Source organism: Arthrobacter sp. TE12232, assembly GCF_054062615.1.
This window is the reverse complement of record NZ_JBSSFK010000001.1, coordinates 4624509-4644018: the sequence shown is the minus strand read 5'-3', so window position 1 is coordinate 4644018 and position 19510 is coordinate 4624509. Positions and strand designations below refer to the sequence as shown.

Annotated in this window: 17 protein-coding genes; 4 read left to right on the top strand and 13 right to left on the bottom strand. The window is 68.7% G+C overall.

Features of this window, described 5'->3' with window-relative positions; all coding sequences use genetic code 11:
• The first annotated feature begins 93 nt into the window (after positions 1-93).
• From ACVWZ7_RS20785 to ACVWZ7_RS20770, 4 genes are all read left to right on the top strand, one after another.
• Positions 94-1056 carry a sugar-binding transcriptional regulator gene (locus ACVWZ7_RS20785; protein ID WP_091251872.1) on the top strand — a complete coding sequence of 321 codons (963 nt, stop codon included), beginning with the start codon at positions 94-96 and terminating at the stop codon, positions 1054-1056.
• An 84-nt stretch (positions 1057-1140) separates the two neighbouring features.
• Positions 1141-2010: an aldo/keto reductase gene (locus ACVWZ7_RS20780; protein WP_344367447.1), complete on the top strand. Its 870-nt coding sequence runs from the start codon at positions 1141-1143 to the stop codon at positions 2008-2010.
• An 11-nt stretch (positions 2011-2021) separates the two neighbouring features.
• The gene (locus ACVWZ7_RS20775) at positions 2022-2948 is read left to right on the top strand and encodes an alpha/beta fold hydrolase (RefSeq protein ID WP_344367448.1); all 927 of its coding nucleotides are present in this window, start codon (positions 2022-2024) and stop codon (positions 2946-2948) included.
• The gene (locus tag ACVWZ7_RS20770; RefSeq protein ID WP_116767635.1) at positions 2945-4030 is read left to right on the top strand and encodes a glycosyltransferase family 4 protein; all 1086 of its coding nucleotides are present in this window, start codon (positions 2945-2947) and stop codon (positions 4028-4030) included. Before ACVWZ7_RS20775 ends, ACVWZ7_RS20770 begins: the two co-directional genes overlap by 4 nt.
• Before the next feature lie 14 nt (positions 4031-4044).
• Here the strand turns inward: ACVWZ7_RS20770 and ACVWZ7_RS20765 are convergent, their stop codons facing one another.
• From ACVWZ7_RS20765 to pyrR, 13 genes are all read right to left on the bottom strand, one after another.
• Positions 4045-6210, bottom strand: a complete 2166-nt coding sequence (locus tag ACVWZ7_RS20765) for a primosomal protein N' (protein WP_456509161.1) — start codon at positions 6208-6210, stop codon at positions 4045-4047.
• A gap of 149 nt (positions 6211-6359) precedes the next feature.
• Entirely contained in the window at positions 6360-7595 is a 1236-nt protein-coding gene (gene metK, locus ACVWZ7_RS20760; protein WP_116767633.1) for a methionine adenosyltransferase, read from the bottom strand.
• A 78-nt stretch (positions 7596-7673) separates the two neighbouring features.
• Positions 7674-8981 (bottom strand): bifunctional phosphopantothenoylcysteine decarboxylase/phosphopantothenate synthase, encoded by a 1308-nt coding sequence (locus ACVWZ7_RS20755; protein WP_456508977.1) that lies wholly within the window; start codon positions 8979-8981, stop codon positions 7674-7676.
• Positions 8982-9007: 26 nt separating this feature from the next.
• The gene (gene rpoZ / locus ACVWZ7_RS20750; protein ID WP_091251816.1) at positions 9008-9268 is read right to left on the bottom strand and encodes a DNA-directed RNA polymerase subunit omega; all 261 of its coding nucleotides are present in this window, start codon (positions 9266-9268) and stop codon (positions 9008-9010) included.
• A gap of 44 nt (positions 9269-9312) precedes the next feature.
• A complete protein-coding gene (gene gmk / locus ACVWZ7_RS20745; protein ID WP_456508976.1) occupies positions 9313-9882 on the bottom strand; it encodes a guanylate kinase in 570 nt (189 codons plus the stop codon).
• Positions 9883-9923: 41 nt separating this feature from the next.
• Entirely contained in the window at positions 9924-10241 is a 318-nt protein-coding gene (gene mihF, locus ACVWZ7_RS20740; protein WP_091251818.1) for an integration host factor, actinobacterial type, read from the bottom strand.
• A gap of 201 nt (positions 10242-10442) precedes the next feature.
• Positions 10443-11309, bottom strand: coding sequence for an orotidine-5'-phosphate decarboxylase (gene pyrF / locus ACVWZ7_RS20735; protein ID WP_456508975.1), 867 nt, complete (start codon positions 11307-11309; stop codon positions 10443-10445).
• Positions 11302-14601 (bottom strand): carbamoyl-phosphate synthase large subunit, encoded by a 3300-nt coding sequence (gene carB / locus ACVWZ7_RS20730; protein ID WP_344367454.1) that lies wholly within the window; start codon positions 14599-14601, stop codon positions 11302-11304. Before carB ends, pyrF begins: the two co-directional genes overlap by 8 nt.
• Positions 14601-15839: a glutamine-hydrolyzing carbamoyl-phosphate synthase small subunit gene (gene carA, locus ACVWZ7_RS20725; protein ID WP_456509160.1), complete on the bottom strand. Its 1239-nt coding sequence runs from the start codon at positions 15837-15839 to the stop codon at positions 14601-14603. The genes carB and carA overlap by 1 nt, the downstream gene beginning before the upstream one ends.
• Positions 15840-15876: 37 nt before the next feature.
• The gene (locus ACVWZ7_RS20720; protein WP_456508974.1) at positions 15877-16398 is read right to left on the bottom strand and encodes a PH-like domain-containing protein; all 522 of its coding nucleotides are present in this window, start codon (positions 16396-16398) and stop codon (positions 15877-15879) included.
• On the bottom strand, positions 16398-17768 hold the full coding sequence (locus ACVWZ7_RS20715) for a dihydroorotase (protein WP_456508973.1): 1371 nt from the start codon (positions 17766-17768) through the stop codon (positions 16398-16400). The genes ACVWZ7_RS20720 and ACVWZ7_RS20715 overlap by 1 nt, the downstream gene beginning before the upstream one ends.
• Positions 17768-18775, bottom strand: coding sequence for an aspartate carbamoyltransferase catalytic subunit (locus ACVWZ7_RS20710; RefSeq protein WP_344367457.1), 1008 nt, complete (start codon positions 18773-18775; stop codon positions 17768-17770). Before ACVWZ7_RS20710 ends, ACVWZ7_RS20715 begins: the two co-directional genes overlap by 1 nt.
• Positions 18772-19386, bottom strand: a complete 615-nt coding sequence (gene pyrR / locus ACVWZ7_RS20705; protein ID WP_116767617.1) for a bifunctional pyr operon transcriptional regulator/uracil phosphoribosyltransferase PyrR — start codon at positions 19384-19386, stop codon at positions 18772-18774. Before pyrR ends, ACVWZ7_RS20710 begins: the two co-directional genes overlap by 4 nt.
• Between the last annotated feature and the right edge of the window lie 124 nt (positions 19387-19510).

Below are 19510 nucleotides of genomic sequence, written 5' to 3'. Positions count from 1 at the left end.
GCGCCCCATGGCGCGGCGCCGTTCAACACTATTCTTTGGAGTAATGGAAAATGGAGTCAAGCACTATGCACAAACGTGCAGACGGGAAATTTCATGACACCTCCACGCCAGTCCGACGCCCTCCGCGCGGCCCAGCTGTATTACCTGCAGGACCTGACCATGGACGCGATTGCCCGGGAGCTCCGGACGTCCCGGTCCACGGTGTCGCGGCTGCTCTCGGCGGCCCGCGATTCTGGACTGGTGCAGATCCAGATCCGCAGCCCGCTGGACACCGGACCTGAGCTTGAGAGCATGATCCGCGCCGAATACAAGGTGGATGTGCACGTTGTTCCCGTGGTGGACACGCTCAATGAGGCGGAAACACTGGACCGTGTGGCCATGCAGGCCGCCAGGACGATCGGGCCCCTGGTGGACTCGAACGCCATCATCGGCGTCGCCTGGGGGTCGACGCTCAGCGCCGTGAGCCGGCACCTGACCCGCAAGATCACGCACGACAGCGTGATCGTCCAGCTCAACGGCGCCGGAAACATGCAGACCACCGGCATCACCTATGCCTCGGACATCATGCGCCGGTTCGGCAGCGCCTACGGTGCACGGGTTGAACAGTTCCCGGTCCCGGCCTTCTTCGACCACGCGGCGACCAAAACGGCCATGTGGAATGAGCGCAGTGTTCAACGCATCCTGGAGCTGCAGTCGCGGATGAGCATCGCGATCTTTGGCGTGGGATCGGTCGACGCCGACTACCCCAGCCACGTCTATGCCGGCGGCTACCTCGATGAGGACGACCTGGACGTCCTCGCGAATTCCGATGTGGTGGGCGACGTCGCGACGGTGTTCTTCCGCGCCGACGGGTCCTCGGACGGCATCACGCTCAACGAGCGCTCCACCGGCCCGGACCTCGCCCAGCTGCGGCAGGTGCGGCGGCGCATCTGCGTGGTGTCCGGCGCCTCCAAGATCAACGGGCTGCGGGGCGCCCTCGCAGCAGGACTGGCCACCGACCTGATCCTGGACGAGGCCAGCGCCCGCAGGCTGGTCCGGTTCGACGGGCCCGCCTGAGCGGGTTCGGGGCACGGCGACCCGAAGCTGCGGCCGGCACCTTCGGTCCGCCACTCGGGAGCGCCAGTGGGTAAAGTCAGTGTCATGAGAATCTCCCCCCGGCTGACCCTGAATAACGGCGTGATGATCGACCGGCTGGGATTCGGGCTCTATAAGGTCCCTCCGGCCGACGCCGCCAATCTGGTGACCATGGCGATCGAGGCCGGTTACCGCCACTTCGACACGGCCGCGATGTACGGCAACGAAACCGGTGTGGGCCGCGGCATCGGTGCCCTGTCCGGATTTGAGGGCACCGGCGGCGGTCCCGGGGAAACCGCGCCGTACGTGTCCCGCGAGGACCTGTTCGTCACAACCAAGGTCTGGAATGACGACCACGGCTACGACGCGACGATGCGGGCGTTCGACACCTCGATTTCCAACCTCGGCCTGGAATACATCGACCTGTACCTGATCCATTGGCCGTGCGCCCGGCGGGGCCTCTTCCCGGAAACGTACCGGGCCATGGAGACGCTGTACCGGGAGGGCAAAGTCCGGGCAATCGGCGTCTCCAACTTCCAGCCGCAGCATCTGGACCGGCTCCTGGACACCGCGGAGGTGGTCCCGGCTGTCAACCAGATTGAGCTGCATCCCTGGCTGCAGCAAAATGAACTGCGCGAAAAGCACGAGCTCCTGGGCATCCGCACCGAGGCGTGGAGCCCGCTGGGCCGCGGCCAGGTCCTGAAGGACCCGGTGATCCTGGCCCTCGCCGCCGAACACGACCGCACGCCGGCGCAGGTCATCCTCCGCTGGCACCTGCAGCTGGGCAACATTGCCATTCCCAAGGCCAGCTCGTCGGGGCGGATCCGTGAAAACCACGAGGTCTTCGACTTTGAGCTCTCCCCGCTGGACATGACGGAGATCGCCGCGCTCGAACGCGGCTTCCGGACCGGCTCCCACCCCGACAACGTCACCTAGGATTCGACCCCATGGAACAAGTGGACACCGGGTCCTCACGCACGCCCCTTCTCAGCAACGGACTCGCCGCGCGCACCCGTGCCGCGACCGTCGAGGTTGACGGCGCCTCCATTGCCTATTGGGTCTACGAACCCGCCCAGGTCACGCCCGGGACCCGCACGATCCTGGTGGTGCACGGGTTCCGTGGCGACCACCACGGCCTGCTCCGGATCGCCGACCAGCTGACGGACATGCGCCTGATCATGCCGGACCTGCCGGGCTTCGGCGGTTCGGCGGCCTTCGAGGACACCGAGCACAGCGTTGACGCCTACGGCCGGTTCCTCAGCGGCTTCATGGCGGCGCTGGGACTGGGCCCGGACACGGTCCTGCTCGGCCATTCGTTCGGGTCGATCATCGCCAGCCACTTCGTGGCGGCCAACCCCGGTGCGGTATCCGAGCTGATCCTGATCAACCCCATCGCAGCGCCCGCCCTTGAAGGCCCCAAGGGCGTCATGACCAAGCTTGCGGTGTTCTACTACGAGGCCGCGGCACGGCTTCCCCGGCGGCTGGGGCTGGCGCTCCTGCGCAGCCAGGCGATCGTGCGGGTGATGAGCGTGACCATGGCCAAGACCGGGGACAAGGACGTCCGCCGGTTCGTGCACGCCCAGCACAGCGCCTACTTCTCCTCCTTCGCGGACCGCGACAGCCTGCTGCAGGCCTTCAAAGCCTCCGTCGGCAGCAATGTCTCGGAGGTGGCCGGCCACTTGACGCTGCCCGTGCTGCTGATCGCGGGAGAAAAGGACGAGATCGCCATGTTGCCGGACCAGCACAAACTCGCCGCACGGCTTCCGGACGTGACGCTGGAAGTCATTCCCGGCGTCGGGCACCTGATCCACTACGAGACCCCCGAACCCGCCGCCCGCTACATCCGACTCTTCCTGAAGGACCACGCCGCGTGAAGATTCTCATCGATGCCCGCTTCACCCGGCTGGACCACCACGACGGCATCAGCCGCTACGGCGCCAGCCTGATCGCTGCGGCCGCCAAGATCGCAGACGTCTCGATGCTGATCAGCGACCACCGCCAGCTCGCGCTCCTGCCGGACGTTCCGTACACCGTCATCAACAGCCCGCTGTCCCCGGCCGAGCTCTTCGTGGCGGCACGGGTCAACAAGCTGGGCGCTGACGTGGTGGTGTGCCCCATGCAGACCATGGGCAGCTGGGGCCGCAAGTATGCCCTGGTGCTGACCCTGCACGACCTCATCTACTACGAGCACCCCACGCCTCCGGGGTTCCTGCCGGCCCCGGTCCGGGTCCTGTGGCGGCTGTACCACAAGGCGTTCTGGCCCCAGCGGCTCCTGCTGAACCGGGCGGATATCGTGGCCACCATCAGCTCCACCACCGCGGCCCTGATGGCGAAGTACCGGCTCACCCGGCGGCCGGTCAGGATTGTGGGCAACGCCCCGCAGCACGGCCACACGCCGCGGGATCCCGGGGCCGGGGCCGACAAGACGCTGCTCTACATGGGTTCGTTCATGCCCTACAAGAACGTCGAAACCATGATCCGCGGCATGGCGGAACTGCCGGAGATGACCCTCCACCTGCTCAGCCGCATCACCCCGGAGCGGCGGGCCGAACTTGAGGCGCTCGCCCCGGCGGGTGCAAACATCGTCTTCCACAACGGCGTGACCGATGCCGAATATGAGGCCCTCCTGGCGCGCACCACGGCCCTGATCAGCCTCTCCCGGGCCGAAGGCTACGGACTGCCCCTGGTCGAGGCGATGTCGCACGGCACCCCGGTGATCGCCAGCGACATCCCGATCTTCCGGGAAGTCGGCGATGACGCCGTCAGCTACGTGCATCCTGACTCGCCGGCCGAGTTTGCCGAGGCGGTCCGCCAGCTCGAGGACGCTGACCTCTGGAAGGCCCGGTCACGCCGGTCCGTGGAGCGTGCCGCGGACTTCAGCTGGGACGAGTCCGCGCGGCGGCTTGTGGCCGTCGCGGCAGAGGCCGTCGCACTCCGGAACGGGCACAAGGGCTAGCCCGGGAACTGCAACTAGAGGACGTCAACTCCGTCGAGGCGCAGCTGCACGGGATCATCGCTGCGCTTTGCCGCGGCGGCGGCCTTGACGGCCCGCAGCACGGCCGTGACGTCGGCGGCCTGGGCGTAGGGGATGAACAGCAATGTCCGGACCTCTTCGCCGGAATCGCGTGGCGTCGGGCGGGAGGCGGCCGGCAGCATGAGCGGCGCGGGTCCGGCCGTCCGGAGGACGGTTCCGTGCGCGGCGAGGCGCTGCTGCACGGCCTCGGTGAAATGTCCGACGGCGGTCCGGACCCCGGTGATCGAAGCGACCCGCACGGCGGGCGGCAGCTGCAGTTCCTGCCGCAGCGCCAGTTCCCGGCCGGCGTACCCGGCAGGATCCCAGCGCAGCAGGGCACCGACCCCGGCGGCGTCGTCGGCGGTAATGACCACGAGGCCGCCTTCCGGTGCCGGCCGGACCAGGGCCGCGGCGTTGAACCAGCGGCGGACAGCGTCCTCTCCCGCCCTCAGGTTTTCCCGGCGCAGCAGCGAGTCGCCGTCCAGCAGCAGCGCCGCGGCGTAGCCGCCCGGGGCCACCGGCTCGGCACCGACGGTGGCCACCACGAGGGCCTTCGTGTCCGGGACCGTGGCCTTGACCTGGTCCCCGGACGAGGTGATGACCGGTTTGCCCGGAAATGCCCGGCCCAGTTCCTCTGCCGTGCGGAGGGCGCCCGTGGCGCCGCGCCGGAGCCGGACCCCGTTGCACGTGCCGCACCGCCAGGCCGGGGCCGGCGAGGAGCACCAGCGGCACTGCGGCACGGCGGTGCTTCCGCTCGGACCGGCGACCGCCAGGGGCCCGCTGCAGGCGGTGCAGCGCGCCGGTTCGCGGCAGGTTTCGCACACCAGCGACGGTGCGTAGCCGGCACGGGCCACCTGGACCAGGACCGGGCCGCGTTCCAGTCCCTCCTTGGCGGCGCGCCAGGCCGCGCCCGGCAGGCGGGCGATGCGGGCCAGCGGATCGTGCTCGAGTTCATAGCTGTCGGCCGTGTTCAGCACGCGCGGCACCGTCCGCCGGATGACCGTCCGCTCCGCTTCCACGGGCCGCGCCCAGCCGGATTCGACCAGCCGCTCGGCTTCGGTGCTGCGTGAATGGGCCGCGAGCAGGGATGCGGCGCCTTCCTGGCCTGCGCGGAGGAGGAGGACTTCGCGGGAGTGCGCGTACGGGGAGCGTTGCTCGATGTGGAGGTCGTCGCCGTCGTCCCAGCAGACCACGAGCCCGAGGTTGTGCACCGGTGCGTAGGCCGCGGAGCGGGTTCCCACGGCTACCCCGGCGGCACCGCTGAGCACGCGCAGGAAACTGCGGTAGCGCGGTGTCTGGCCGTCATCCGCGGTGAGCCGGGCGACGTCGCCGGCCGGGAGGAGTTCCAGGAGGGCGGACTCGACCCGGTCCAGGTCCCGGTAGTCGGGAACCACCACGACGGCCCCGCGGCCGGAGAGCCGGACCGCGGCCACGGCTTCGGCAACCAGCCGAGGCCAGCCGCCGGGTCCATACCCCTGCAGGGCGGTCAGCACGGCCCGGGGCGACTCCCCTGCGCCGAGGTGGGCAAGGAACGCTGGACCGTTCCGGTAGGAGGCCCAGACGCTGCCCGCGCCGGGTGAGGGCAGCGACACGCCGGTCGCAGACCCGGACAGCTCAGGACCTGACGGGTCAGGACCGAATAGCTCAGGATCGAGCCGGCCCTCCGGGGCGTATTCCTTTTCGAGTTTAGCCATGCGTGGGGGCACGGCGACGCGCAGGACATCGCTGACGGTTCCGGCGTACCGCGCGGCGATCCGGCCGGCGAGCCCGGCGACGGCGGGGGTCAGGACCGGGACGGGTGAGACGACCTTGTACAACGGCACGAGGGGGTGCCCGGCGTCGGACGTCGCCGTGCGGTCCAGCAAGTATCCCGCCAGTTCCTGGCCATTGAACTTGACCTTGACCCGGACGCCCGGGCGGGCTTCGGCGTCGAGGGCGGCGGGCACGCTGTAATCAAAGGGCCGGTCCAGATGCGGCAGGGAGGATTCGATCAGTACCCGTGCCACCGGCAGGTCGGCGGCCAGCGCGGGTCCGGTTACTTGCGCGGCCGAGGCGGGAAAGCCGTGGAGCAGGGACAGCTGCTGGGGTTCGCCGGGCGCGCTGCCGGCAGGCTGAGGACTCAGCGCCCACACCTCCCCTCCGGATCGTTTCGACAACGGCTAAATGGCAGGTAGCCAGGCCACCTGACGGCGGCCTGGCTACAGCAGATCACAAGGCACTGACATTTATGGGAGCAGCAATAACGTTTCCATCACCAGTGCGGTCTCGGGTCTTAGGCGTTGAAGAAGGCCTTCAGCTCGTCCACCCGGTCCAGCCGCTCCCACGTGAAGTCCGGGTCTTCGCGGCCGAAGTGCCCGTGGGCGGCGGTCTTGGCGTAGATCGGGCGCTTGAGGTCCAGGGCGTCGATGATGGCGCGCGGGCGGAGGTCGAAGATCTCCGCGATCGCGGCGCTGATCCGGGCCGGGTCGACGGTTTCGGTGCCGAACGTCTCAACGTAGGTTCCCACCGGGCGGGCCTGGCCGATCGCGTACGCGATCTGGATTTCGGCGCGCTTGGCGAGGCCGGCCGCTACCACGTTCTTGGCGACCCAGCGCATGGCGTACGCGGCCGAGCGGTCCACCTTCGACGGATCCTTGCCGGAGAACGCGCCGCCGCCGTGACGGGCCATGCCGCCGTAGGTGTCGACGATGATCTTGCGGCCGGTCAGGCCGGCGTCGCCCACCGGGCCGCCAATGACGAAGGCGCCGGCGGGGTTCAGGATGTTGTGCGTCCGCGAGGTGTCCAGGTTGGACAGTGCCATGACCGGATCCACCACGTGCTCGGCGAGGTCGGCACGGAGCTGGTCCAGGCTGGCGCCCTCGGCGTGCTGGCTGGAGATGACGACGGTCTCGACCGAGACCGGGCGGTCGCCGTCGTAGCCCACGGTGACCTGGGTCTTGCCGTCGGGGCGCAGGTACGCGAGCTCGCCGTTCTTGCGGACCTCGGTCAGCCGCTCAGAGAGCCGGTGCGCGAGCCAGATCGGCACGGGCATGTAGGACGGGGTCTCGTCGCTGGCGTAGCCGAACATGAGTCCCTGGTCGCCGGCGCCCTGGAGGTCGTAGTCGTCCTCCTGGCGTCCCTCGCGGGCTTCGAGCGAGTTGAACACGCCGCCGGCGATGTCGTTGGACTGCTGGCCGATGGAGACCGAGACGCCGCACCGGGCGCCGTCGAAGCCGTTGGCCGAGGAGTCGTACCCGATGCCCAGGATGGTCTCCCGGACGATCTGCGGGATCTCGACGTAGGCGTCGGTGGTGACCTCGCCGGCCACGTGGACCAGCCCGGTGGTGGCCAGCGTCTCCACGGCCACCCGGGACTCCGGGTCCTTGGCGAGGAGGGCGTCGAGGATCGCATCGCTGATCTGGTCACAGATTTTGTCGGGGTGGCCTTCTGTCACGGACTCGGACGTGAAGAGTCGGAGCGCGGCGGGCGTAGACCCGTGGAAGTCAGGGATGTGCAGCGGTAAAGTCACTCAACTACCTTACTGGTTGGAAAACGGACGTCCGGCGGCGTGTGTCTCCATGCTAAGGAGACCTTGGTTACGCCGGGCCTAGGCCGGCGGTACAACCCGGCTCAGCTCGGCGCTGACCCGGTCGATCACGGCAGCCGCAACGTCGGATTTGGAACCCGACGCCTCTTGGGGTTCGGAGCCGGCGCGGGAAAGGATGACTACGGAGTTCGTGTCTTCGCCAAAGACCTTGTCCCGTCCCACCTGGTTGACCACCAGCAGGTCACAGGCCTTCCGGTGCAGCTTGGCCAGGGCGTACTCGAGCACATCACCGCCGGCGTCGCCGGTCTCGGCGGCGAAGCCGACGATCAGCTGGTTCCGGGAGGCGGCGTCGCGGACCTCGACGAGCTCCCGCAGGATGTCGGGGTTGCGCACCAGGTTGATCACGGGGTCCGCGACGTCGTCGCGCTTCTTGATCTTGGTTCCGGAGACGTCCGCGGGGCGGAAGTCCGCGACGGCGGCGGCCATGATGACGACGTCGGAGTCCGCGGCCGCGTGCAGCGCCGCCTTCCGCAGTTCCAGGGCCGTCTCCACCTGGACGAGTTCGACGCCGGCGGGCGCCGGGACCTCCATGTGGGCGGCCAGCAGGCGGACCCGGGCGCCGGCATCGAGGGCGGCGGCGGCCAGGGCCACGCCCTGTTTGCCGGAGGAGCGGTTGCCGAGGAACCGCACGGGGTCCAGCGGTTCCCGGGTGCCGCCGGCACTGATGGTCACGGTGAGCCCGGCCAGGGGCCGGATGGCCGATGGCACGGCGTCGGCCGGATCCGAAGAAGTGCGCGGCTCCATGTCCGGGGCGGCCGGAGGTGCTGCCGGAGCGGCGGCCGCACCGGCGAGGGCCATGGCCGCGGTGAAGATCGCCTCAGGCTCGGGCAGCCGGCCGGGGCCGGAGTCGGCGCCGGTCAGCCGGCCGCTCGCGGGTTCCAGGACGGTGACGCCGCGGCTGCGCAGGGTTTCGACATTGGCCTGGGTGGCCGGGTGCTGCCACATTTCGGTGTGCATGGCCGGGGCCATGAGCACGGCGCAGTCGCCGGCCATGAGCAGGGTGTTGGTGAGGAGGTCATCGGCCTGGCCGGTGGCCGCACGGGCCAGGAGATCGGCCGTGGCAGGAGCCACCACGATCAGCTCGGCCTCGTGGCCGAGCCGGACATGGTTGACGGTGTGGACGGCGTCGAACACGCTGTTGCTCACCGGGTGCCCGGAAAGGGCCTCCCAGGTGGCAACGCCGACGAAGCGGGTGGCCGCCTCCGTGGGGATGACGGTGACGTCATGGCCGGCTTCAGTAAAAAGCCGGAGGAGCGACGCCACCTTATAGGCGGCAATCCCTCCCCCGACTCCGAGGACTATGCGCACGTAAGACTCCGTCTGCGTCTGCGGAACTACTCTGCAGGCTGGATCGGCGTGGAAACGAGCTTGCCTTCGTTGATTTCGCGCAGGGCGATCGAGAGTGACTTCTCGTTGAGCTTGGTGTCGACCAGCGGACCGACGTACTCAAACAGGCCCTCGTGCAGCTGGGCGTAGTACGCGTTGATCTGGCGCGCGCGCTTGGCACCGAAAATCACCAGTCCGTACTTCGAGTCGGCGGCCTTCAGCAGCTCGTCGATCGGCGGGTTGATGATGCCTTCAAGGTTCGTGGACACGAATTCTCCAAATTCTAACGGGCCGGTACGTCCCGGCGCCTGAGCTACGGGTTCGGGGTCAGCCCCATGAGTGAAACAAGCTCGTCCGCTGCCCGACGAACGTCATCATTGATGACGGTGTGGTCGAACTCCGGTTCAGCGGCAAGTTCTAGTTTAGCGGTTTCCAGCCTCTGCCGCTGTTCTTCGGCGCTTTCGGTGCCGCGGCCGACCAGCCGGCGGACCATTTCGTCCCAGCTCGGAGGCGCCAGGAAGACAAACTGGGCGTCCGGGACGGCCTCCTTGACCTGCCGCGCGCCCTGCAGGTCGATCTCCAGCAGCACGGAGCGGCCCTCCTCGATAGCGGCTTCCACCGTGCTGCGCAGCGTACCGTAGCGGTTGCGGCCGTGGACCACGGCCCATTCGAGCAGCTCGCCGTTTTCGATCAGGGAATCGAATTCCTCGGCCGACTTGAAGAAGTAGTGGATGCCGTCCTGCTCCCCCGGCCGCGGCGGGCGCGTCGTGGCCGATACGGAGAGCCAGACGCCGGGATAGTTGTCCCGGATGTAGGTGGACACGGTGCCTTTGCCAACAGCCGTCGGTCCGGCGAGGACTGTCAGTCCCGGTTTCTTGCTCACATATTCCTTTGGGCGGTGGTGGGGCAGCTCGGCGGAGCGAACTATTTGTCGTCAATAAAATCTACCAGCGCCCGGCGCTGGTGGATTCCCAAGCCGCGGACCCGTCTGGACTGGGCGATGCCGAGCTGCTCCATGATGGCCGCCGCGCGGACCCGGCCGATCCCGGGGAGGGCCTCCAGCAGCTCGACGATCCTCATGCGGGCAATGGCGTCGTCGGTTTCGGCGGAACTGATGACGTCGGCAATGCTCAGCTCCCCCGTCTTGAGCCGCTCCTTGGCCGCGGCCCTGGTGGCCCTGGCTGCAGCGGCCTTGCGAAGGGCGTCGGAACGCTCCTGCGGAGTGAGGGGTTTCAAACTCATTGAAGTCCTCCCTGCATGGCCGGACTGCATAGCCGGACGGGCACCGTTGCCCATGCCGCAGTCCTGTCCTGAACCTACCGTCTGGTGACCGCAGAAATCAATGGAAAACTGTGGCCGCCCCGGGACGGGACAGCTCTCGAAGGGGAAAGCCCGCGTCCCGGGACCGGCGGCGCCGGGCCCGGGACGGTCCCGGCGGCGGTGTCAGGCCGCGAGGAGCTCCTCGAGTGTACGCCGCGCGGCGTCCTGAAGGGCCGTCACCGACGGCCCGGCGCCGAGGATGTCCCGGCTGGAGGTGCCCAGGACCTGGGGATACGCCGCACCGAAGGTGCGCCGCAGGTCCGCGGCCGTGGCCCCCTGCGCGCCCAGTCCGGGGGCAAGGATGGGCCCGCGGACCGCCGCGAGGTCGAGACCGAGTTCGGTGAGGGCCGAGCCCACCGTGGCTCCGACCACGAGTCCCACCGAACCGAGGGATCCTTCGTAGCGCCGGTTTTCCGCCGCGGCAGCCTCCGTGATCCGCCGCGCAACGGAGTCCACCCCGCCGACATGCTGCACGGACGCGCCTTCCGGGTTGGAGGTCAGCGCGAGCACGAACACGCCCCGCCCGGTCCCGGCAGCCAGGTCCAGGGCGGGCCGGAGCGACTCGAAACCCAGGTACGGGCTCAGCGTGACCGAATCCGCGGCCAGCGCAGAGCCGTCCTTCAGCCAGGCGTCGGCATAGGCGGCCATCGTGGAGCCGATGTCGCCGCGTTTGGCGTCCGCGATGGTCAGCACGGAGGCTTCCGCCGCCGCGGCCAGGGTGCGTTCGAGCACGGCGATCCCGGCCGAGCCGTGACGTTCGTATAAGGCCACTTGCGGCTTGACCGCGGCAGCGAGCGAGCCCACGGCCTCCAGAACGGTCAGCGAGAAGCGTTCCAGCCCGGCGGCGTCGTCCGTCAGGCCCCACTGCTGCAGGAGGGCCGGGTGCGGATCGATGCCGACGCACAGCGGGCCGCGGGCCGCCATGGCCCGCCCCAGCCGGGAGCCGAAGGACTCCCGGCCGGACGGTGCTGCGGTGCCTGCCTCAGGCATCCTGGAGGGCCTTGAGGTAGGCGGCGTGCTCCTGCAGGCTCGTGACGGACCATTCGTAGGTGCGCAGCGCCTCGATGGCCTGGACCGCGGCGTTGAATTCGGCCACAGTGGTGATGCACGGGATGCCGATCGACGTTGCCGCCGCACGCAGTTCGTAGCCGTCGCTGCGGGCTTCGCCGCCTGAGGGCGTGTTGAAGACCATGTCGATTTCGCCGGCGACGATCAGGTCCGCGATGGTGCCTTCGCCCTCGGCGCTGGAGCCCTCGGCGACCTTCCGGACGGGGGTGGCCTGGATGCCGTTGCGGCGCAGGACGTCCGCCGTGCCGCCGGTGGAGACGATCTCGAAGCCGAGGTCGGAGAGCCGCTTGACGCCCATGATCACCGAGCGCTTGTCCCGGTTCGCCACGGAGACGAAGATCTTGCCCTCGGTGGGCAGGGCGTTGTTCGCGGCGGCCTGGCTCTTGGCGAAGGCCGTGTCGAAGTGCTTGTCAATGCCCATGACCTCGCCCGTGGACCGCATTTCGGGGCCGAGCAGGGAGTCCACCACCTTGCCCTCGGGGGTGCGGAAGCGGCTGAAGGGCAGCACTGCTTCCTTGACCGAGACGGGCGCTTCCAGCGGCAGGGTGGAGCCGTCGCCGGTCTCCGGCAGCATCTTGTATGCGCTGCGGAGCTGGTTGATGGTGACGCCGGTGCCGATCAGGGCCGCGGCCTTCGCCATCTGGACGCCGGTGGCCTTGGAGACGAACGGCACGGTGCGTGAGGCGCGCGGGTTGGCTTCCAGGACGTAGAGGACGTCGGAGGCCAGGGCGAACTGGATGTTGATCAGGCCGCGGACGCCGACGCCTTCGGCGATGGCGAGGGTGGCGGTGCGGACCCGCTCCAGGACGTTGTTCCCGAGCGTGATCGGCGGCAGGACACACGCGGAGTCGCCGGAGTGGATGCCGGCTTCCTCGATGTGTTCCATGATGCCGCCGAGGTACATCTCCGTGCCGTCGTACAGGGCGTCGACGTCGATTTCGACGGCGTCTTCCAGGAACCGGTCGATCAGCACCGGGTGCTCCGGGGTGATCTCGGTGGCGTTCGCGATGTAGCGGGAGAGGTTGGGCTCGTCGTAGACGATCTCCATGCCGCGGCCGCCCAGGACGTAGGACGGGCGCACCAGCACGGGGTAGCCGATCTCGTCGGCGATCTTCTTGGCGTCCTCGAAGGACACGGCGGTGCCGTTCTTAGGCGAGATGAGCCCCGCCTTGTCGAGGACCTGGGAGAAGGCGCCGCGGTGCTCGGCGAGGTCGATCGCCTCCGGGGAGGTGCCGAGGATCGGCACGCCGGCGTCGGCCAGCTGCTGGGCGAGCTTGAGCGGGGTCTGGCCGCCGAGCTGGACGAAGACGCCCATGACGCCGCCGGTGCGTTCCTCGGCCGCGATGACCTCGAGGACGTCCTCGAGGGTGAGCGGTTCGAAGTACAGGCGGGTGGAGACGTCGTAGTCGGTGGAGACAGTTTCGGGGTTGCAGTTGACCATGACGGTCTCGTAGCCGGCCTTGCGCAGCGCCATGGAGGCGTGGACGCAGGAGTAGTCGAACTCGATGCCCTGGCCGATCCGGTTCGGCCCGGAGCCGAGGATGATGATCGACGGTTTGGCGTGCAGCGCCACCTCGTCCTCCTCGTCATAGGACGAGTAGTGGTACGGGGTGTAGGCGGCGAACTCGGCGGCGCAGGTGTCCACGGTCTTGTAGACCGGGCGGATGCCCAGGGCCTGCCGGACGCCGCGGACGACGGCCTCGGAGTTGTGCGTCAGGGCACCGATCTGTTCGTCGGAGAACCCGTGGCGCTTGGCGCGCTGGAGCATCTCGTGGGTCAGTGCGGGGGCCTTGCGGATCTCCCGGGAGATCTCGTTGAGCAGCTGGAGCTGGTCCAAGTACCAGGGATCGATCTTGGTGGCCTCGAAGAGCTGCTCCACGGTGGCGCCGCCGAGGAGGGCGCGCTGGACCTGGTGCAGGCGTTCGGTGGTGGGCCGCTTGGACTTCTCGATCAGCTCCGCGACTTCCCATTCCGGGACGTGGCTGAAGTCCAGCTGGGAGCCCTTCTGCTCCAGGGAGCGCAGGGCCTTCTGCAGGGCCTCGGTGAAGTTCCGGCCCATGGCCATGGCTTCGCCCACCGACTTCATGGTGGTGGTCAGGGTGGGGTCGGCTGCCGGGAACTTCTCGAACGCGAAGCGCGGAACCTTCACGACGACGTAGTCCAGGGTCGGTTCGAAGGACGCCGGGGTCTTCTGGGTGATGTCGTTGGGGATCTCGTCCAGGGTGTAGCCGAGGGAGAGCTTGGTGGCGATCTTGGCGATCGCGAAGCCGGTGGCCTTCGAGGCAAGGGCCGAGGAGCGCGAGACGCGCGGGTTCATTTCAATGACGACGACCCGCCCGGTGTGCGGTTCGACGGCGAACTGGATGTTGCAGCCGCCGGTGTCGACGCCGACTTCGCGGATGACGGCGATGGAGATATCGCGCAGCCGCTGGTATTCGCGGTCGGTGAGGGTCAGGGCGGGAGCGACCGTGATGGAGTCACCGGTGTGGACGCCGACGGGGTCGAAGTTCTCGATGGAGCAGACCACCACGACGTTGTCGTTCTTGTCCCGCATCATCTCGAGCTCGTATTCCTTCCAGCCGAGGATGCTCTCTTCGAGGAGCACCTCGCTGGTGGGGCTGTACTGCAGGCCCTGGCCGACGATCCGGCGGAGGTCGTTCTCGTCGTAGGCCAGGCCGGAGCCGAGGCCGCCCATGGTGAAGGAGGGCCGGACGACCATCGGGTAGCCGAGGTCCTCGGCCGCGGCGAGTGCCTCGTCCATGGTGTGGATGATGTGGCTGCGCGCCGACTCGGCGCCGCAGCGCTCCACGACGCCCTTGAACTTCTCACGGTCCTCGCCAAGCTCGATCGCGGCGATGTTGGCACCGATCAGCTCGACGTTGTACTTCTCCAGGACGCCGTTCTTGTCCAGCGCGATGGCCGTGTTGAGGGCCGTCTGCCCGCCGAGGGTGGGCAGGAGCGCGTCGGGGCGCTCTTTGGCGATGATCTTCTCGACCACCTCGGGGGTGATCGGCTCCACGTAGGTGGCGTCGGCGAACTCGGGGTCCGTCATGATGGTGGCCGGGTTGGAATTGACGAGGATGACCCGCAGGCCTTCCTCCTTGAGGACGCGCAGTGCCTGGGTGCCGGAGTAGTCGAATTCGGCCGCCTGGCCGATCACGATCGGGCCGGACCCGATGACCATGACGCTCTTGAGGTCAGTTCTCTTGGGCATTACTTCTTGTCCTCAGTCTTGGGTTCGGTGGCAGTCTTTGTGTCTGTCTCTGTCTTTGCAGAAGCGTCCGCCATCAGATCGATGAAGCGGTCGAAGAGGTAGGCGGCGTCGTGCGGGCCGGCGGCCGCTTCGGGGTGGTACTGCACCGAGAACGCGGGGATGTCGAGGCAGGAGAGACCCTCGACGACGTCGTCGTTGAGGCTGACGTGGCTGACCTCGACGCGGCCGTAGCGCTCCTCGGGTGCCTGCGTGGCGCCGTCGAGCGGGGCGTCGACGGCGAAGCCGTGGTTCTGCGAGGTGATTTCCACCTTGCCGGTGCGGCGGTCCATGACCGGCTGGTTCAGGCCGCGGTGGCCGTAGCGCAGCTTGTAGGTGCCGAAGCCGAGAGCGCGGCCCAGGATCTGGTTGCCGAAGCAGATGCCGAAGTACGGGATCTTCTCATCGAGCACCGAGCGCAGCAGTTTGACCTGGTTGTCCGCGGTGGCGGGGTCGCCGGGGCCGTTGGACATGAAGAAGCCGTCGGGGTTGACGGCCTGGACGTCGGCGAGGGTTGCAGTGGCGGGCAGCACGTGCACCCGGACGCCGCGTTCGGCGAACCGGACAGGGGTCATCCGCTTGATGCCGAGGTCGATCGCGGCAATGCTGAAGCGGGGTTCGCCGTCCCAGCCGAAGTCCTTGGGTTCCACCGTGTACGCGGCGTCAACGCTGACTTCCTCGGCGAGCCGTGAGCCTTCCATCGGGGCGCTGGCCAGGACGGCGTCGACGAGTTCCTTGTCCGTGGCGCGGGCGGCGTCTCCGGAGAAGATGCCGGCGCGCATGGTCTTGTGTTCGCGCAGGTGGCGGGTGATGGCGCGGGTGTCCACGCCCTGGATGCCGACGATCCCCTGCTCGACGAGCTCGTCGTCCAGGGACCGCTCGGAGCGCCAGTTGGAGGGCCGGCGGGCGGCGTCGCGGACGATGTAACCGGCCACCCAGATGCGGCGGGATTCGGCGTCGTCGGAGTTGACGCCGGTGTTGCCGATGTGCGGCGCGGTCTGGACCACGAGCTGGCGCGCGTAGGAGGGGTCCGTGATGGTCTCCTGGTAGCCGGTCATTCCGGTTGCGAAGACCGCCTCGCCAAGGGCGGCTCCGGTGGCGCCGTAGCTGGTGCCGCGGAATATCCGGCCGTCTTCGAGCACGAGGACTGCGGGGGTGGATGCTGCCGCGGCAGCGGTTGCTGGCTCTGCAGCTTCTGTCACTGTTTTCTCAATCACTTCGTTGGGGTCCGTCACGTCGTTACTTTCCACTATCGGCGTTGGCCTGGGGGGCTGCGGAGATCAATTCTTGCAGCGCGTTGAGCAGGGTCGTTTTGTCGTCGGCATGCCGGGTCCGGAAGCCGGTGTCCAGTTCGCGGGAGCCCAGCATCCAGCTGAGCACCAGCAGGCCGTCCTTTTCCACGAACTTTCCGGCCATGCCGCTTTCCAGGCGCACGCCGGTGAGTCGTCCGGCCGGGATGAACACCGGGCCGGCACCGGCGCGCTCGAACAGCGCGCCTTCGGGGTGCACGCTGAGGTCGGCGTTGGTGCGGATGCCCAGGTGGTGGACCGCGATCCGGTCCAGCCAGTCCCCGGCGGTGGTGGAGGCGACGTACTGGCCGTCGGCGGCGGCCAGCGGGGCACCGAGGTCGGCGGGGACCTCGGGAAGGGGCTCGACGTCGGCCTGGCGGCGCAGGCGGTTCCGCCAGCCGAGCGCCAGCAGCACAAACGCCGCAACGAGGAGCACCGCGGTGGCAATGCCGAGGACGAGCAGCCGGTCCATCAGGGCCGGCCCGCCGGTGCGGCGTCGACAGCATCCGCCGGCCACCGGTACGGGGTGTTGAGTTTGCCGTGCAGGACGGTGGGGTGGCCCTTGAAGAACGTCGCCACCACACGGCCGGGAAGTTCCCGGCCCGCGAACGGAGAGTTACGGCCCATGGTTGCCATCTTAGAAGGGTCCACGGTCCAGCGCGCAGCCGGGTCGACGAGTATGACGTTGGCGGGTTCTCCGGCTTCGAGCGGTCGGCCCTGGTCCTGGAGCCGGCCGATGGCGGCCGGGGCCGTGGAGGTGACGCGGGCGAAGTCTTCCCAGCCCATGAGCCCGGTTTCGATCATGGTGTGCTGCACGACCGAGAGCGCCGTTTCGAGGCCGGTCATGCCCATGGCCGCCTGGGCCCACTCGCATTCCTTGTGCTCGCTCGGGTGCGGGGCGTGGTCGGTGCCGACGACGTCGATCGTGCCGTCGGCCAGCGCGGCGCGGAGGGCCTGGACGTCGGCGTCGGTGCGCAGCGGCGGGTTGACCTTGTAGACGGGGTCGTAGCTGCGGGCGAGCTCGTCGGTGAGCCAGAGGTGGTGCGGGGTGACCTCGGCGGTGACGTTCACGCCGCGGGATTTGGCCCAGCGGATGATCTCCACCGAGCCGGCCGTGGAGACGTGGCAGACATGCAGGCGGGACCCGACGTGCTGGGCGAGCAGCACGTCGCGGGCGATGATGCTCTCTTCGGCGACCGCGGGCCAGCCGGTCAGGCCCAGGACGGCGGAGACCTCGCCCTCGTTCATCTGGGCGCCGGCGGTGAGGCGGGGTTCCTGCGCGTGCTGGGCGACGACGCCGTCGAACGCCTTGACGTATTCCAGGGCGCGGCGCATCAGCACGGGGTCGTGGACGCAGATGCCGTCGTCGGAGAAGACGCGCACCCGGGCGCGGGAGTCGGCCATGGCGCCGAGTTCGGCCAGCTGCTCCCCGGCCAGGCCCACGGTGACGGCGCCCACGGGGCGGACGTCCACCCAGCCGGCGGTCCGGCCAAGGGTCAGGACCTGTTCGACGACGCCGGCGGTGTCCGCCACCGGGGTGCTGTTGGCCATCGCGTGCACGGCAGTGTAGCCGCCCAGTGCGGCGGCGCGGGTGCCGGTTTCCACGGTTTCGGCGTCTTCGCGGCCGGGTTCCCGCAGGTGGGTGTGGATGTCGACCATGCCCGGGAGTGCGACGAGGCCGGCGGCCTCGATGACGGTGGCGCCGTCGGCTGAGAGGTTCTGGCCGCGTTCGGCGATGACGCCGTCGCGGATCAGGAGGTCCTCGGCTGCTCCGCCCAGGATCGCGGCGCCGCGGATGAGGTAGGCGCCGCTGGCGCTTGCATGCTGTTGCTGTTCGGCCATCAGTGGCTCTCCTTGGAGTAGGCGGCGGTGGAGGTTGCTTGTTCGCGGGTCTCCCCGGAAAGCAGCAGGTACAGTGCCGCCATCCGGATGGAGACGCCGTTGCGGACCTGCGCCAGCACGGTGGAGCGGGGCGAGTCCGCCGCGGCCGAGGAAATTTCCAGGCCCCGGTTCATGGGACCGGGGTGCATGATGATGGTGTCCTTGAGTCCAAGGGTGTCGAGGGCGCGCAGCCGGTTGTCATCGAACCCCCACCGGCGCGAGTACTCGCGGGTGGTCGGGAAGAAGGACGCGTTCATCCGCTCGCCCTGGACGCGGAGCATCATCATCGCGTCCACGCCCTGCGCCAGGGTCTCGTCGAGGTCGAAGCTGACCGCGCAGGGCCATTTTTCGACGCCGATGGGCAGCAAGGTGGGCGGCGCGACGAGCGTGACCTCGGCGCCCAAGGTGCGCAGCAGCCAGACGTTGGAGCGGGCCACCCGTGAGTGCAGGACGTCGCCGGCGATGGCGACGCGCATGCCTTTGAGGTCCGCCCCTGCGGACGGCGTGCCGGCCAGTTGCGACCAGTGCCGGCGCATCGTGAAGGCGTCCAGCAGGGCCTGGGTGGGGTGTTCGTGGGTGCCGTCGCCGGCGTTGATGACGGCGGCGTCGATCCAGTCGGTCGCGGCGAGCCGGTGCGGGGCGCCGGAGGCCCAGTGCCGGATGACGACGGCGTCGGCACCCATCGCGGCGAGCGTCTGGGCCGTGTCCTTGAGCGACTCGCCCTTGGAAACGGAGGAACCCTTCGCGGCGAAGTTGATGACGTCCGCGGAGAGGCGTTTGGCGGCGGCCTCGAAGGAAATTCGGGTCCGGGTGGAGTCTTCGAAGAAGAGGTTGACCACGGTGCGGCCGCGCAGCGCGGGCAGCTTCTTGACCTCGCGCTCCCCCACGGCCGCCATTTCCTCGGCGGTGTCGAGGATGCGGACGGCGTTGGCCAGGCTGAGGTCCTCAGTGGAGAGCAGGTGCCTCATGCGGTGGCCTCGATGACCACTTCGTTGACGGGGGCGCCGCTATTTTCCCCGCCGGCGGCGGAATCGGTTTCCTCGAGCCGGACACGAACCTTCTCGGCGGATGAAGTGGGGAGGTTCTTGCCCACGTGGTCGGCGCGGATCGGCAGTTCCCGGTGGCCTCGGTCGATGAGGACGGCGAGCCGGACGATCCGGGGCCGGCCGAGGTCGATCATGGCGTCCAGGGCGGCGCGGATGGTCCGTCCGGAGTAGAGGACGTCGTCCACGAGGACAACGACTTTGTTGTCGATCCCGGTGCGCGGGAGCTGGGTGGGGTACGGGGGCCGCGTCGGCTGGTGCGAGAGGTCGTCGCGGAACATCGTGACGTCGAGCTGGCCGACAATCGCGGCGGCGTCGACAGCGGGATCAGCGGCGGCGATCTTGGCGGCGAGGCGCACGGCGAGGGGGTAGCCCCGGCGCGGGATGCCCAGCAGGACGAGGTCCTGGGAGCCCTTGTTGGCCTCAAGAATTTCATGGGCGATACGAGTAAGCGCGCGGTCAATGTCAGCCTGGTTGAGGACAACCCGGGTGAGCACAACGTTCGCCGGACCCGGTGCTGATGGCACGGAAGTCAAAGCTCGTCTCCCCTTTCCCCGCCTCACGGGACGGAATTAAAAAAGGATTATTTGCTCTTTCAAATTACCACAGCCGGAGTTGCCCCTGCCGCCGCCGGAGTGCGTTTAACCTCACACGGCCATA

Excerpts from the sequence above, each read along its gene's own strand:
- ACVWZ7_RS20780 (WP_344367447.1), top strand. The coding sequence starts at position 1,141 with ATGAGAATCTCCCCCCGGCTGACCCTGAATAACGGCGTGATGATCGAC.
- ACVWZ7_RS20715 (WP_456508973.1), bottom strand. The coding sequence starts at position 17,768 with ATGGCCGAACAGCAACAGCATGCAAGCGCCAGCGGCGCCTACCTCATC.
- mihF (WP_091251818.1), bottom strand. The coding sequence starts at position 10,241 with ATGAGTTTGAAACCCCTCACTCCGCAGGAGCGTTCCGACGCCCTTCGC.
- ACVWZ7_RS20710 (WP_344367457.1), bottom strand. The coding sequence starts at position 18,775 with ATGAGGCACCTGCTCTCCACTGAGGACCTCAGCCTGGCCAACGCCGTC.
- ACVWZ7_RS20720 (WP_456508974.1), bottom strand. The coding sequence starts at position 16,398 with ATGGACCGGCTGCTCGTCCTCGGCATTGCCACCGCGGTGCTCCTCGTT.
- ACVWZ7_RS20785 (WP_091251872.1), top strand. The coding sequence starts at position 94 with ATGACACCTCCACGCCAGTCCGACGCCCTCCGCGCGGCCCAGCTGTAT.
- carB (WP_344367454.1), bottom strand. The coding sequence starts at position 14,601 with ATGCCCAAGAGAACTGACCTCAAGAGCGTCATGGTCATCGGGTCCGGC.
- pyrF (WP_456508975.1), bottom strand. The coding sequence starts at position 11,309 with ATGCCTGAGGCAGGCACCGCAGCACCGTCCGGCCGGGAGTCCTTCGGC.
- ACVWZ7_RS20775 (WP_344367448.1), top strand. The coding sequence starts at position 2,022 with ATGGAACAAGTGGACACCGGGTCCTCACGCACGCCCCTTCTCAGCAAC.